The following is a 14,555-nucleotide window of genomic DNA, read 5'->3' as shown; positions in this document are numbered from 1 at the left end:
TATTCGATTATTTGCTTATTTTTGCTTACCTTTGATTACTTTTGATTACTTTATTCGCGTCCAATTCAATTTTGGAGGACACTTCTCAAACTCATAAAGCTCTGCAGATTCCGAAGTTAGTTAACTATATATACAATTTCCAGGCTCAATTAGCTTGACGTTTATGAAACCCATTATTCCTGAAGATGAGCGTTCTAAAGAACCTCTTGACACTGATAGGGTAATTTACCACCCGGATATGATAAGGGCTAATGAATGGGTCCTGAACGAATATGAAGCTCCGTATAGGGAACTATGTATTTTTGTTCCCTGTGCCAAAAGGAAACCCTATCATGAAAGTCCCTCTCACAAAAAATTCGATCGAATAATCTTCGGGATTGCAAAACCTGAGGATGTACATATAGTAACCTTCGGAACCTGTGGAATTACCCCCAGGGAACTTGATACGCAATACCCATTCATGCATTACAGCTTTATGATGGGTAAATGTAACGTGGCAAAGATCAAGCGAGATTTCATAAAAATGGAAAGTGAAAGACTTGCTGCTTATCTTGAAAAAACACGGGATAATTACAAACACAGAATAGCTTACTGTATTGGTGATTTTCGAACTGCAATGGAAAAAGCCGTCGAAAGGGTTGACATAGAAGTTGATATTGTCCCGAAGGAGTCTACAATCCAGACTATGCTCCAGCCTGAAAAGCCCTTTATTTACAACAGCCTCTCAACCAGAGAATACCTTCAGGACTTATCAGACGCGATTACAGATGCTCTTAAGCTTCCAAAGAGAAAAGTCGGACTTAAAGAAGATCTATCGGTTGATGACGCTGACTGGTATGTCCTGTAAATATTGAAGGTATGTCACGTAGCATTATTGGAAAGCTGCATTGTAGCATTATTGAAAAGCTGCATCTCTTCCATACATTTTTTAAATTTCAGTATAAAAGTCAGGAAATATAAAAAGAAGATTTTTACTAAAGAATTATAAGAAAATATGTATGCAATCAGTCATTTTCAGTTCCTGAGTTTTCTCCGACAGAGAGCATAAGCTCTCCATAGAGCAGCTTTTCCAGAGTTTCGGCTACATACTTCCTTTGCTGGTATTTCTGGAGATCCTCATGCATCCTGAGGTCAGAGTCAACCTGGACTCTTACGAGCGCGAAGTGAAATGCTTTTTCATTCTTAATCGGCGCGGTATAGAAAGCTTCCAGCAGGTAAGGGAGTTTGAGGGGGTCTTCTATAACTTCACTTAAAAGCAGCATCTCTTCAGGAATATCCTGATAATGTGAGGATATATCTTTTTTTCCGGTAATAAGTTGCAGGTTTTTTTCTGAATATTTTTTTTCAAGGATAATAATTTCGCCAATAATACTTTCCCACCTCTTACTCAAACTAAATTTCGGGTCCCCTTTATCCCAAATTTGACAGAAGCATATATTATATAATGTCTAAATGGGCTTCATGCATCTGTTTTCTTTATACAATTCAATGTTTTGTCTCACATCTTATGATTTATTGACATTTTTCATTTTACCTAAATGTAACATGCCAATGCGATGTGTTTTGTGTAAATAAATACTGTATTAATTAATAAAATCTGTCAAATTAGGGCTTTATCAATTTTCGGGATTAACTTTCTATATTTACTTACTGATACACTTAATTGATGTCCTGTAAAAGGGAATAAGAGGCTTCAGGCCAGCATTCCCTTTACGATAGTGTCAATAGCATCGTCTTCTTCAAGGCCGCGGGCCATGAGAGTTTCGACTTCTTTTTTATCCACACATCCAATTGCAGCCTCATGGGTTACCTTGGCCAGAGGATTATCAACACGTATAATCGGTACAGCTTCGGCTTTTGCATTGCCCTGGAGAACCTCCAAACAGTCCACGTGTCCTCTGGACCTTGGTGCATGACCTTCAGTAATTCCCTTGAACTCCGACTCCGCATCTTCGGTAATAGCCAGTCGACTTTTGATCACACTTCTGGCATTTTCCCCATTAAGAGCTACTTTTTCCATAATTTTTATTTTGTCATCTTTTTTCCCGTAAACCTTGGTAATCATTTCACAGACAGAGTCTTTTTCGGCATCCACATCATAGTCGAATTCGAGAACTCCTACTCTTCCCGAGATCAGGGAGAAATTATTGAAATAACTGCCACCTTCTTCTATCTTTACATGAGCCTTCGGAATTACCTGAGCTCCTCCATGTGGCCCATGGAAGTGAATTTCTGTGTACTTTAATGAAGCATTCTTCCCGACATGCATTTGAGCTTCCATTCTATGAATAATCTTTACCGCATTAGGGAATGTACAGTGAGCGAGGAGTTCAACAGCCGAGTCTTCTTCGGCTACAAAATTCATATTTATTTCCTGGAGCCCATCTTCAGGAATAAGCCCAAAGCAAAGGTGGACAGGATGTGGAATTTTATACCCTTTCCTAATGGTCAGTTTAACGTCCACTCCATGTTCAGTCTCCTGGGGTTCGAGCACAATTCCTTCTATCCCATTTGCATTAAGCACTTTATTTCCACTTATCACAAGGCTTGCAAGATCATGATTATGCAGGACTGCAGCATCTCCACCGGATGCCGAATAGGCTGCGTCCATATCTTTAATTTCACTGGAAAGTGTATTAAGAGTTATCTGAGTCATTTTTCAGGCCGCCTTTTGTGGTGAGACCCTGCTGTCGCAAGGTATGCACCTGTTTTTGAAAAATTCACTGATTTCCAGAGGGTCTCCGCTCCTGAGGATAACCCCTTCACACATCAGGGATGCTTTATCGGAAGCGGCTGCAATTTCCTTCCTGTGTGTAATTACAAGTACCGAGGAGCCATTTTCCTTAAAAGTTTGGATCAGGTTTACGATTTCCTTTAAGGAAACGACATCAATTCCGGAATCGGGTTCGTCGAGAATAGCAAGCTTTGGTTTCATTGTAATTATGGACGCAAGTTCTATGCGTTTCCTTTCACCTCCACTGAGCGCCTCTCCGACTTCCCTATCCAGGTATTTTTCAGGTTTAAGATCGACTTTCCTCAGGGCCTCTTTCAGCTCTTCTTCAGTAACGCCTCCGTTGCCTTTTGCCCCGATTGCCAGATAGTCCCTGACTCTCAGCCCTTCAAAACGAGCAGGTTCCTGCCAGGCAAGGGTAATGCCTTTTTTTGCACGTTCGGTTATTGAAAGTTTTGAAATGTCTTCCCCATTAAAGATGAGGCTGCCTTCCTCGTGTTCATAACCCTGGAGTCCCATCAGGGTATAGGCAAGGGTACTTTTTCCGGCACCATTTGCACCGATAATGCTGTGAATTTCCCGGTCGCCGACCTCAAGATTGACCCCTCTAAGGATTTTCTTTCCATCACGGCTCAGCACCAAGTTTTTTACAGATAGAATATATGACACCTCTATAAGTTTTTAGTCTTGGCCCTGCAGCAGATCCTTGCAGTGCTGCAAATCCTTAACAGTATTTACGTTTATTGCTAGTTTGGGATTATCAAGTATCAGATTAAAGTCTTCCTGTTCGTTTCGGATTTGAGAACTGTCCAGAATATTAATTCCGACAGGTACTATCAACTTTCCATCCTTGTTAAAGACCGTATCTGGCCTGATTCCGGCTCCTTTGCAGATATTGAGAGGAACATATACAGAGAGCGCAGGTTTTCCTTCTTCCTTATATTTTTCGATTACATAATCGATAAGATCAGGGCTTATCAGGGGAAGGTCTGACATAATAATCATTACAGGCCCAACCGTTTCTGCGGTTTCGACCGCGTGGATCATATCCCCTACATAGTTTCCGCCAAAAGTCCTGATTATACGAACTTTTCCTTTGTAGCGCTCCTGAATCATAATTTCTGTCTTTGGGGTAACAGGTGAGACCGCTACGAAAACCCTGTTTATATTCTCTGCGGCCCTGAGGGTATCTATCACATAGGCTATAAGTGGTTTTCCAAGTAATTCAACACAGGGCTTTTCACCCATTCCAAGCCTCTGTCCAAACCCCCCTGCCATTACAATAGCGTCCATTTAAAACCTCCCATATATCCGTTCAATGAAAGTTGCAGGAGAACTGCGATAATAATGAGTGCAGTTACCCGACCAATTTCGTTAGCAGTACCAATTCCGTCGCCATTTAATCCCCCAAAATGGGCATAGCTTCGGTTAAGAATCACCAGAGCCACCAGGCAGGATCCCAGATAAGGCAACAGTCCTATCCACCCGAAAGGCAGAAGGCAAACGATGGCCCCGAACACAAATCCAATCAGAAAATTATTTCTGGTTGCTCCCTTTATAGTCATGGCTCCCAGACCAGGATAAGCCTGTTTTTCCTGCGGAGGTATGGGCTTTCCAAAGGCAGCAATAGTTAACATGGACTGTTTTGCACTGACCTCTGCAATAAACATTGATTCAAACATTAAAACCGGAAGGTTAGACCCAAAAACGGCGGAACCTTCTTGCTGGACTGCCCTTATCGAACTGTACAGAGTAAGTAATAAGAGAATGCAGAAGGACACTCCTCCTGTCCCGATGGTCGTGTCTTTCAGGGCCTTGATTTTTTTCTCAAGTGACCCGTGAGCCATAAAACCGTCCCCGATATCTGTGACTCCATCGAGGTGATTAAAGCCTGTAATGTAATATATGAATCCCATTAGAAGGGCTGCAAGCACAGGCCCAGGAAATATTACCTGCCCCATGAATGCAACTGCCCCTATGAGAAGCCCAAGTATAGCCCCCACAACGGGATAAAAGTAGATTTTTTTCATGAGTTCGTCGATTCCTTCCATGCTGATTCCCACAGGAATAGTGGACAGGAAACCAAACCCAGATTTAAAAGCAAGCAAATATGAATTCATCGCGCACCGCCTGTTTTTCAATCCTTTCCTTCTTATAGTCCGTCCCGTCTTTCAGTCCGTCCCTACAAATTCTGCCATACCTCTTGAATACATATTGGAAGACACGCCTCCTATAAGGCCCCCGATAACGTCATCCATAAAAGGCCCGAGCTTTGCAAGGATTCCAGGCTTCTGTTTGTCAAACCTTACAAACTCAAAAGCGCCCTTGGAACCGCTGATATAGGTTGCAATACTTGTGCCGAGCACTTCGTCTGCAATTATAAAAGTAAGGTCCTTTTCATAAGAACTTTTGCTGAGGTTCGGAAGGGTTCCTGCCCTACCTTCCCGCTCCAGCAAGATCCCGGAATAGATTAGAAGACAGAGGTTTGGGTCCGAAAGTGCATACTTAAGTTCCCTTTTAAATAAAGCGTCGGCTTTCTCCCTGGTCTCAAGTCCTGGATGGGGAACATACATTTCCAGAGCCGTATCAGCAAGGTCCTGAACACTGATGCCTTCTTCAGCAAGGACATCGAGGATGTTGACTGTAGCTTTTTCTTCTACGTTCTCAGGCTGCCCTTTTTTCAGGTCTCTTTCCTCAATATCGGATAACTTCATATGATCACTTCAGGGTTATTAAAAAATGGTTTTATTACTTTTGAAAATCTTTAATGATATACACTGTTTATTCTCAGAACCCATGTTTCAAAAAGGATTCAGATTATCTCAGAGGCTGTCTTAAAATTCAAATCATTTATACAATTGGATCAGCGAAGGAAGGATCACGGATACAGGTATATCCCTGCTAAATGAATTACTGCCGCACAGGCAACAAGCAAGAAGCCTGAAGCAACTGCTATTAATTGGGATACCCTTTTTATATCTTTTACTTCGGTTGGGGGATATAAAGCCCCAAGTATATAAGTATCGGGTTTTTCAAGTTTGACTCCGAGCGCTCCTGCAGTAGCTGCCATGGGATAGCCGGAATTGGGGGACGGAGTTTTCATTCCGTCTTCAAGAGCACTCTTGATACTGTTAATGGGGGAAAATTTTCCCTGTTTTTTTGGGAGCAGACTCAATATAAAGGCTGCCGCAAGAATGAATAGAACAGAGATGCGGGCAGGGATCCAGTTCAATACGTCATCGGATTTCGCTGAAAAGTATCCAAGTTCCCTGTAAGGTTCGGTTTTGTACCCAACCATTGAGTCCAGAGTACTTATGGCTTTAAATGCATATGCCGCCACAAGTCCGAGTTTCCCAAAGACGGTATAATAAAAAATGGGGCTCAAGACGCCGTCAACATAGTTTTCGGATACGGATTCGATAACTGCGGAAGACATCTGGGTTCTGGTAAGTTTTGAAGTGTTACGGCTTACATATATTGGGAGCAGTTCCCGGACTTTATCAAGCCTGTTTGCTTCGAGATGCCCATAAATCTCCTTTGCAGGGCCGAGCAGGCAGTTGACAGCAAAGGTAGCTTTCAGGAAATATGCCTCTATAAGAAGAGCAAGCACCCTGGGAATTCCTGGAATGGATGAAATGTAAAGCACGGAGTAACCCAGCAGAGCTGCGAAAAAGACACAGCAGAGAGCCATTGCAACTCCGTAGGCTTTCCTGTGAGTCTGAGGAGCCGCATTTATTAAAACATTGATTAGTTTTCCTATCCACACGACAGGGTGTACGGCAGCAGGCGGCTCCCCGAAAAGTATGTCTATGGCGGCTGCAAGCAAAAGTACCAGAGCAAGATGCCCGCTGTCTGGTACAATCATAGAATAGGCTCCATCACTTTCTTCCAGGCAACTTTCACGAGTTCATCTGTATCTCCTTCCTGCATAAGACAGTCAAGGATTTTCTGCGCAGTTTCTGTCTTGTGAACCAGATGGCAGTCAACACAGCTCCAGATTTTTCCGCCTCTTGAGCTCTGGATCCATTTTCCTCCTGTGCGCTCGTCCTCACAGGGATAGAACGGACAGAAGCAGAAGGTACAGTTCTGGCCTTCAAAGTGGCAGGGATAGTATTCACAGGTTTTCCTGCCTCCAATGCCTTCTTCAGAAGCCTTTTCAATCACATTCTGCAGTTCTTGTTTTGCCTGTTCTCTACCCCACTCGGTAATTATATCCCCTATTGCAGCAATTAGCCGGTCGTTTTCTTCGAAAGTCCGGACTGCAAGCCTTATGTAATTCTTTCCAAGACCGTGAAGGGAAGAACAGTCCCTTATGAGGACTCCGCGAGCTGCCAGACGTGCAGTTAATTCCGTTGAATCAAGCATGAATTTACTGATATCAACCAAGATAAAGTTTACATTCACCTCTCCGGCTTTAAAACCCCTTATCCTATCGAGTTTAGCTTTAAAAACCTCTCCTTCTTCCCTGATCATATCCCTCGCTTTTTTCAGGTACGGGTTTTCAATCCCGCCTTCAATATTAAGAAGGGAAGTTGCTACAGCGTCTGCGACGGTTCCGAGGTTCCAGGAAAGTCTGGCAGTATCCAGAATTTCAGCTACCTCAGGGGAAGCTATCCCGAAGCCCATCCGGATTCCCGGGATTGCAAAGTCCTTTGTAAGGGAACGCATGACAAAAACGTAATTATTGTTTACTGCAAGATCTGCAACACTCTGTGAAGGATCTGAAAGCTCGATAAAAGCTTCGTCCACGAAAAGAAGTGTTTTGTGCTGTGTACAACGTTCCGCAAGAGCTTTGATTTCTTTTCGGGTACGGAGTTTCCCAGTCGGGTTATTGGGGTTACAGATGAACAGGATTTTTGCTTTTTCCAGAAGCTCGTCAGGAAGTGTTTCGACTTCGTCCTGGCTTGGGTATTGCAGTTCTGCGCCCATAATCCGGCACTGCATTTCGTATTCTCCGAAAGTGGGCCAGGGTAGAAGGACAGTATCTCCTTTTTCAACTACGCATTCCACTATAAGCCTTATAATTTCCGTTGAACCGTTACCCGGAATAATATTCTTTGGGCTGACTCCAAGCCCTACGAACTTTGCAGCAGCTTCTCGAAACTCAGGATACCTGTTGTCAGGATATTCGGCAAGTTTCTTAAAACCAGTATTAAGAATCTCATCAAAGTTCAATCCGCTTTCCGGATGCTCAAAAGGGTTTCCCAGAGGATTAAAGTTTGCACTGAAGTCAAGAATTTCACTTTCAGGAATCCCATAAGTTTCAGATGTTTCCTGAACTAACCCTCCATGCCTGCAGGGCTTCAGGTCCAGTAGATGTTTCCTTAAAGGTACACTTCTTTGCTCGGACACGGTAATCGCAAATATTTAGTGTGAATCATGTATATTAATCTGCTTATTATATTATTCAACGTAAGCTTGCCTTTATTTGCTTTACAATTGTTTGATTGCGAAAAAATATTCATTTGGAATCCAGTCTACTTTATTTTACAGGATAAATATATTAATGTTAGATTTAAGCTGTCATTTTTTGGTAGCTTCAGATAGCATCGAAAAAGTAAAATAGATTGCTTTTAACTAGTACAGTCCAGAGGCGCTAAAAAGCTCCAAAATATACCTTGAAGTAAAATTATACCTTAAAGTAAAATTATACCTTGAAGTAAAATTATACCTTGAAGTAAAAATTCTAAATTAAACTTAAAATAATTGTTTTAATTTGATTATCAGGTGCATTTAAGAATGACAGTTAATAGACCAAGAGGGACCCGGGACTTTTTACCTGCCGATACTGCCCGGAGAAGATACGTGGAAAATGTTATGCGAGATGTTGCCCGTAAATGGGGATACAGTGAAATCATTACGCCCACGTTTGAACATCTGGACCTTTTCACCCTGAAGTCAGGGGAAGGAGTCATAGGGGAACTCTACAACTTTACGGACAAAGGAGGCAGGGAAATGACCCTCAGGCCTGAGCTTACTGCTCCTGTCATGCGCCTGTATATAAACGAACTTCAGCCTTTCCCGAAGCCTTTAAAATTGTTCTACTTCGAAAACTGTTTCCGCTATGAGCGTCCCCAGAAAGGCCGTTTCAGGGAGTTCTGGCAGTTCGGGGTTGAACTTATAGGAAGCGGAAAACCCGATTCCGATGCCGAGGTTATTGCCCTTGCCGCTGCCATGTTAAAAGCCGCCGGAGTGAAGGGCGACATGAAGCTCGGAAACCTTGCAGTCATACGTACGCTCTTGAGCGGGCTTGAACCCGAAATTGTGAGCAAAGTTATGCGGCTTGTAGACAAGAAAGAGTATGCAGGCCTTGAAGCCCTGCTTGAAGAAATAGGAGCCGAAGAACAGCTCAAGTCCGACCTTTTCCACCTGATAAAACTGGAAGGCAAGCATATCCTTCCAGAAGTAATAAAAATCGTAGGAAATATCCCTGAGCTTGTAAACTTTGAAAAGACCCTTAAGCTTCTTGACGCATACGGAGTCGATTACTCCCTTGACTTCGGGATTGCACGCGGACTTGACTACTATACAGGCATGGTTTTTGAGGTCTATGCCGAGGGGCTCGGAGCTCAGAAACAGGTCTGCGGTGGAGGTTCTTACCAGCTTATCAAGCTTTTCGGAGGCGGAGATGTGCCTTCAACTGGCTTCGGAATAGGTTTTGACCGGATTATGGAAATCTGCCCTCTGACCCCGCCTGCCCCTAAAACCCTTATGCTGATCTCGAAACCCGATCTTCACCTGAAAGCAATAGGTTTTGCAAATGAATTAAGGAAGTACGTGCCGGTCCATGTAGACCTCATGCAGCGTAATTTCAAAGCCCAGCTTTCTTATGCAAATACCATCAACGCCGATTACGTGGTTATAGTCGGGGAAAAAGAACTTGAAATCGGAAAACTGACTCTGAGAGATATGGTTTCAGGAGAACAGGAACTTCTGACGCTGGAAGAGATTATTGAGGAAGTTTGTTAAGAAACGGGATAAGACAGCTCTTTTGAGGCTGTCTCAAAACTTTGCTAATTTATTCCAGTTGGATACTCGATATTTTTACTTAAATTCAGATAGAAAATCATTCCGAATTCAAATATGAGTTAATCTCATAATGAAGTAATTTATCCAATTGTAGAATCAAATATAGTTTTGAGACGGCCTGCATAATTAAACAGTATTATTATTGATTTTCTCTGCTGTTTTATAAGCATCATAAATAGCATATGCCCAGAATATAGGAAGTGTTATAAATCCGATGACAACAAAAAGTAATAATATATTAATACCTTCAATAACCATAAATAATAGCCCTTTTCCTATTTGTCCATTGTATATTTGACCTAATCCAACCCAAAAAAACGAAGCTACAGCAGCTAATCCCGGATTCTTAACTTGAGCTGGTTTTTGTCTGACTCCACATTTGGGACATATCTCAGTTTCGTCTAATATCTCAGCACCACAAGCACGGCAAAATGCATTTCCAGCCATTTCGTATATTCACCAGGTTCTATTTCGTACAAGACATATTAAAGTTTTTATATTTTGTTATTTGCACTTATATTATATTTATAAACACACTTTTAGTGTCCGCAACGAAATAACCTATGCAACTTATAATTTATTGTAACTTTGACTGACGACCATGATAGTGAAAATCATAAAGTCCGATCAGGAATATGCATAGGTTGTTCTGTGAAGGGGTCTTAGTACTGCGATTCTGAAATAGGTTCATAAAACTTGGCTTTAGAATAGATCCGAAGATAGGATTTTTCCGGGAAATAAGGAATCGATTTTTGGGATCGAAGCACTAGTGTCGAATCAATCATCAAGGATTCAATGATCCCAAATAATTGCAATCAATTTTATCCTTAGTTTGACAGTATAAATTAAATTTAGTGAGAGGCTTCACTTTTTTGTCAAAAATCAATTGACAATATTCATAAACGTTGTCAAATTGCCTCTGATTTTCCAGTATCATAATCACTATAAGGCAAGTTAGTAGAGATTTTTATTTCATTTTAGCACTTTTGGACCTGACTTTTTGGATAGTATCTATATTTTATCTGAGATTCATGCTATCTGTCAAATTCTATACCAAAAATTTGGTCAAAAATCATACAAATGGCCATCAAGAGATAGAAAATAATCTGTCAAATAGAATCGTAAAAAATGAACAAAAATTTGTTGAAATAATATTACTTATCATTCCAACGGATATGAAAACAATCTTCCCACATAAAAATCAAACTATCAAACACAGGTTTTATACGACATTTTATGTTTGACTCGACACTAGAGTACTCACACATTCGCTTTTCGCTCTCATTTTCTGCTTTATGTACACTCAATTACCTTAAGCAGATAAGCCTAGAAAACAAACTCAACGAGCAAAAATAATCAAACACAAAATATTAACCACCTACTAATGCACGACCAACAAAATGGATTGGGTCAAGATTTCACCTTTATATTTTTAATTAACAAGTAACTTTCCAACATTAAAATCTTTAAAAACGGTACTAATTACTTTTGTAATGTGTCCTACAAGTATAGCGGAAATGACTGTTCCTTCTCCCAATCCATTTATACCTCTAAAAGCAAAAAGTGAAATGACAACTGCAGTTAGAACCAGTGTACAGTCGAACATAATTTTTATATTCCCGAACTCTTTTTTCGTTTTATTAGCAATTGTTTTCACCAGACCTTCACCAGGATTTATAATTACATTGGCAATAACTTCTAAACGTATTCCTAAAGCAAGAAGAATGCAACCAAGCAGTAGAAGAATGATTTCTTGAGAATAAAATTTTGAATCTACGAAAGCGAATATTTTCATTCCAAAATCTATGAAGAAACCAAAAATCGGACCTACCAGTACCTGAAGATATTGCTCCTTTGGAAAATCTGTTTTTAGTATCAATATTTGAATAAGTATGAACAGGAAGCTTACTAAAAAAGTGGTTACTCCAAATGTAAGAGGAAATATCAAACTAAGTACATATGAGACACTTGCAATTGGAGACGTCCCCAAGTTTGATTTTGTGATTAGGTCTACTCCTAATCCCATAAAAAACAATCCGGCTACTAAAACAAAATATCTTTTAAGCAGTTTAAAGTTTACCAACTCTGATGTTCTCCCAAAAATAGGCATTAAGCCCCGTTTTTCAAAATTTGGGTTTTGTAGAAAACTTATCAAAATTAACTTCAATAGGCTGAAAAACAAATAAGTAAAATAATCATCTTATTCGCTCAAATTCACAGAAATTAGTTGTTTCTGAGGATCTCTACAAAGCCAAAGTTTGTGCTATGTTTCCTGTAGCTATTCCTTGTTGTTTATATATGTTTGTAGTAATCCAGTATTCTTTTACCTAAAAAGGCAAGAACAAAATTCCCTCTCCTCAAAGCTTACAGGTGAAATATAAAAATCTTCAACTTCGTAGATCAAAAAATATAGAATTATACGTTCTATACCATGTTAACTCAATCTCTTTTTGCTTTTATGCGGGTGAAACAAGCCTAAAAACATAGAAATTATTACATGGAAGATTTGCAAGATTTAAGGTATAATTTGTAAATCTGAATAGTTTTAAACTTAAATTAAAAAATTTAGTAATAATTTGATTTCAATAATACAATAATTCTTAATTTATTCACGAAACAAGTAAATAGAAAGTTAGTCTCGAACTTAAATATTAGTTTCTGCATAATATATGGAAGTAAATTCTTTATAGTAAGGGGACAAATTTTTATGAGAACGATCCAGATTATAATTTAACCACATTTATGTTTCATTGAATTGGGGCAGGCAAATGTTCTACAAGAAAGTGAATAAGAAAATAGCCCTTTTAGTCTTTTTAATAATTGCTACTATTGGAACATGGTTTATTCTCGATGTTATTTCAATCGGACCAGGGCTGCCCCCTTCAGAATCAATGCCTAAATGGTACATACCTGGAGCCTGGAAAGGAAATGTGCATAACTGTACGTCATTTTTTCCGCAGATTTCCCCTTACTGTAATGCAGGAAAATATTCTGGTGGAAAATTCATAAACGTCTGGTATTTTGACGATGAATCTGAATTTTTAAAAGGGGAAGATATCCTTTATCGTTATCTAGAAGAAGACGGCAATTTGTCCCAACAGAAGTTAAATATTAGTGCAGAACTTAAGGAAGTAATTCGCAGGCGTGAAGCTAAAATTTCTTATAGCGAAACTTTTGGGCCTCACTCATTTAACACAACAGAGTATGAAAGCCCTGAGACTTCGGGATATTTTCTAGTGTACGAGAGACCTTTCCTTAAAGGAAGAGAAGATTATTTCATAGCTTACTACGGGATCATGGATACAACGAACCTCACTGAAGAAACACCGGCTCTGAAAAAGCTAATTGCAAAATCTTATTACATGTCTAATGAAGAAGGAAAGATTGATGGTTTAAGGGCAGAGGATAAAAAAGAGAAGAACGATTCGTTACTTCCCTGGTTATAAGGGTATTTTTGCAAAAATTAAGTCGTATCATTCTTTTTAAAATATTTCAAAGTATTATAGTCATTTTTTTTCGGTATTAACTGAAATTGGATTCTCATTGAAGTTTATAAACCTTTAAAGTTTAAGATTCATTCAAAACTGATTTTTTAAAGGGTAATATCTTTTACTGTGTAAGTTCTTGCTCGCTGGACCGTAAACCAAACCATTTAATATCATGAAGGCAATTTCCAGTTATAATCTTCTTTTACTTAGTAATAGAAGGTTTTAAAAACGTTTACGAAAGACTGTTACTCGTCCACTCAGTGGATTTTACAATTTTTAAAAAATAAAATTGAATTTTGTATAAGATAAAAAGTATTTTTAAGGAAGATCTAAATTTGGCGGTATTTTAAGAAATAAAACGTTATACAACGTGTTGTTTCAAAATGTTTTAAGGCCTTATATTTTCCCTAGAGCTTAAAGAAAAAATAAAAATTGTATTAGTGGAGGAATAGGCTTGAATAAACAATACTTATCAGGTTTTGCTGCAATTCTCATCGCGCTTCTCATAATTGCTCCGGGCATTGCAGGAGCAGCACCTAAGCTTAGTTGTACTGTCACAGGTGGATATGAGAATGTTACGGCTTGTCAGGCTAAAAGCATACTCGAAGATAAGGGAGTATTCCTTCTGGACGTTCGTACGCCTGTAGAGTATAGCTATTCTCATATTGAAGGTGCAACATTAATACCACTAAAAAATGTGCCATCACATGATCCTGTTAATTTGTCAGAAGACCAGTTACTGCCTAACCGGATGAATGAACTGCCAAAAAACAAAAACACAAAAATCGTTGTTTATTGCTATACCGGGAAACGGGGTAGCGCCGCAAGTCAAATGATAGCAGATGCCGGTTACAAGAATGTATATAATATTCAAGGCGGTCTCACAGCATGGGTAAATGCCGGATGTCCAGTTGTAGTTGTAACTGATTCTGCAACATGGTCAGCTAATTATCCACATTATGTGTAAGGAAATGACGTAGGCATATTCTCAGCTTTTGTAGAAATCCTGTGATTTAGAAATTTCCAAATACTTATAACCAGAGGTACAAAGAACCAGAGGTACAAAGTTAGAACTCAGTTATTAACATAGGATTTCTACAGAGCCTGAATTTTATACTTTGGACTAATACAGTTGAAGTAAAAACTGAGTAATGATAAATCTTCAACTGTCTAGATGTCAACATATGAAAGAATTTCAGGATAAAACAGATACCTTTTTTATTTACAATTAAAAATAATAGAATAGCCAAACGGCATTAAAAAATTAGACTCGAATTTAAATATTAATGTAACTATTCAGCCATAGC

Annotated in this window: 14 protein-coding genes; 4 read left to right on the top strand and 10 right to left on the bottom strand. The window is 39.5% G+C overall.

The features are described 5' to 3' along the window. Positions 1-163 precede the first annotated feature (163 nt). Positions 164-847, top strand: coding sequence for a DUF5591 domain-containing protein (locus tag A9239_RS04125; RefSeq protein ID WP_048154828.1), 684 nt, complete (start codon positions 164-166; stop codon positions 845-847). Between the two features lie 157 nt (positions 848-1,004). On the opposite strand, the gene A9239_RS04120 is transcribed toward A9239_RS04125, so the two are convergent. From A9239_RS04120 to cobD, 8 genes are all read right to left on the bottom strand, one after another. Then, the gene (locus A9239_RS04120; RefSeq protein ID WP_329957105.1) at positions 1,005-1,391 is read right to left on the bottom strand and encodes a hypothetical protein; all 387 of its coding nucleotides are present in this window, start codon (positions 1,389-1,391) and stop codon (positions 1,005-1,007) included. Between the two features lie 302 nt (positions 1,392-1,693). Then, positions 1,694-2,656, bottom strand: a complete 963-nt coding sequence (locus A9239_RS04115; protein ID WP_048119501.1) for a SufD family Fe-S cluster assembly protein — start codon at positions 2,654-2,656, stop codon at positions 1,694-1,696. A 3-nt stretch (positions 2,657-2,659) separates the two neighbouring features. After that, positions 2,660-3,370, bottom strand: a complete 711-nt coding sequence (locus A9239_RS04110; protein ID WP_230629255.1) for an ABC transporter ATP-binding protein — start codon at positions 3,368-3,370, stop codon at positions 2,660-2,662. Between the two features lie 42 nt (positions 3,371-3,412). Continuing rightward, complete coding sequence (locus tag A9239_RS04105) at positions 3,413-4,024, bottom strand: NTP transferase domain-containing protein (RefSeq protein WP_048154824.1); 612 nt, start codon at positions 4,022-4,024, stop codon at positions 3,413-3,415. Further along, complete coding sequence (gene cobS / locus A9239_RS04100; RefSeq protein ID WP_048119505.1) at positions 4,009-4,851, bottom strand: adenosylcobinamide-GDP ribazoletransferase; 843 nt, start codon at positions 4,849-4,851, stop codon at positions 4,009-4,011. Before cobS ends, A9239_RS04105 begins: the two co-directional genes overlap by 16 nt. Before the next feature lie 51 nt (positions 4,852-4,902). Beyond that, a complete protein-coding gene (cobZ, locus tag A9239_RS04095) occupies positions 4,903-5,445 on the bottom strand; it encodes an alpha-ribazole phosphatase CobZ (protein WP_048119507.1) in 543 nt (180 codons plus the stop codon). 164 nt (positions 5,446-5,609) lie between these two features. After that, positions 5,610-6,596 carry a cobalamin biosynthesis protein gene (locus A9239_RS04090; RefSeq protein WP_048119509.1) on the bottom strand — a complete coding sequence of 329 codons (987 nt, stop codon included), beginning with the start codon at positions 6,594-6,596 and terminating at the stop codon, positions 5,610-5,612. Continuing rightward, complete coding sequence (gene cobD, locus A9239_RS04085; protein WP_048119511.1) at positions 6,593-8,083, bottom strand: threonine-phosphate decarboxylase CobD; 1,491 nt, start codon at positions 8,081-8,083, stop codon at positions 6,593-6,595. The genes A9239_RS04090 and cobD overlap by 4 nt, the downstream gene beginning before the upstream one ends. A 387-nt stretch (positions 8,084-8,470) precedes the next feature. Here cobD and hisS point away from each other — a divergent pair, with 387 nt between their 5' ends. Further along, positions 8,471-9,700, top strand: coding sequence for a histidine--tRNA ligase (gene hisS / locus A9239_RS04080; protein WP_048119514.1), 1,230 nt, complete (start codon positions 8,471-8,473; stop codon positions 9,698-9,700). Positions 9,701-9,886: 186 nt separating this feature from the next. Here the strand turns inward: hisS and A9239_RS04075 are convergent, their stop codons facing one another. Both A9239_RS04075 and A9239_RS04065 read right to left on the bottom strand, forming a co-directional pair. Continuing rightward, entirely contained in the window at positions 9,887-10,207 is a 321-nt protein-coding gene (locus A9239_RS04075; protein WP_011308363.1) for a zinc-ribbon domain-containing protein, read from the bottom strand. Between the two features lie 985 nt (positions 10,208-11,192). Continuing rightward, on the bottom strand, positions 11,193-11,870 hold the full coding sequence (locus A9239_RS04065; protein WP_176722100.1) for a YitT family protein: 678 nt from the start codon (positions 11,868-11,870) through the stop codon (positions 11,193-11,195). Between the two features lie 658 nt (positions 11,871-12,528). On the opposite strand from A9239_RS04065, the gene A9239_RS04060 reads away from it, so the two are divergent. Further along, positions 12,529-13,206: a hypothetical protein gene (locus A9239_RS04060; RefSeq protein ID WP_048154822.1), complete on the top strand. Its 678-nt coding sequence runs from the start codon at positions 12,529-12,531 to the stop codon at positions 13,204-13,206. Between the two features lie 496 nt (positions 13,207-13,702). After that, a complete protein-coding gene (locus tag A9239_RS04055; protein WP_048154820.1) occupies positions 13,703-14,215 on the top strand; it encodes a rhodanese-like domain-containing protein in 513 nt (170 codons plus the stop codon). The last annotated feature ends 340 nt before the right edge of the window (positions 14,216-14,555 follow it).

Origin of the sequence: Methanosarcina sp. A14 (assembly GCF_001729375.1) — an archaeon.
In the GTDB taxonomy this organism is placed as follows: domain Archaea; phylum Halobacteriota; class Methanosarcinia; order Methanosarcinales; family Methanosarcinaceae; genus Methanosarcina; species Methanosarcina barkeri.
This window is presented reverse-complemented; position numbering and strand designations above follow the sequence as displayed.

Coding starts and splice junctions, on each gene's coding strand:
- A9239_RS04075 (WP_011308363.1), bottom strand. CDS start 10,207: ATGGCTGGAAATGCATTTTGCCGTGCTTGTGGTGCTGAGATATTAGAC.
- cobZ (WP_048119507.1), bottom strand. CDS start 5,445: ATGAAGTTATCCGATATTGAGGAAAGAGACCTGAAAAAAGGGCAGCCT.
- A9239_RS04115 (WP_048119501.1), bottom strand. CDS start 2,656: ATGACTCAGATAACTCTTAATACACTTTCCAGTGAAATTAAAGATATG.
- A9239_RS04065 (WP_176722100.1), bottom strand. CDS start 11,870: ATGCCTATTTTTGGGAGAACATCAGAGTTGGTAAACTTTAAACTGCTT.
- hisS (WP_048119514.1), top strand. CDS start 8,471: ATGACAGTTAATAGACCAAGAGGGACCCGGGACTTTTTACCTGCCGAT.
- cobS (WP_048119505.1), bottom strand. CDS start 4,851: ATGAATTCATATTTGCTTGCTTTTAAATCTGGGTTTGGTTTCCTGTCC.
- A9239_RS04090 (WP_048119509.1), bottom strand. CDS start 6,596: ATGATTGTACCAGACAGCGGGCATCTTGCTCTGGTACTTTTGCTTGCA.
- A9239_RS04125 (WP_048154828.1), top strand. CDS start 164: ATGAAACCCATTATTCCTGAAGATGAGCGTTCTAAAGAACCTCTTGAC.
- A9239_RS04060 (WP_048154822.1), top strand. CDS start 12,529: ATGTTCTACAAGAAAGTGAATAAGAAAATAGCCCTTTTAGTCTTTTTA.
- A9239_RS04105 (WP_048154824.1), bottom strand. CDS start 4,024: ATGGACGCTATTGTAATGGCAGGGGGGTTTGGACAGAGGCTTGGAATG.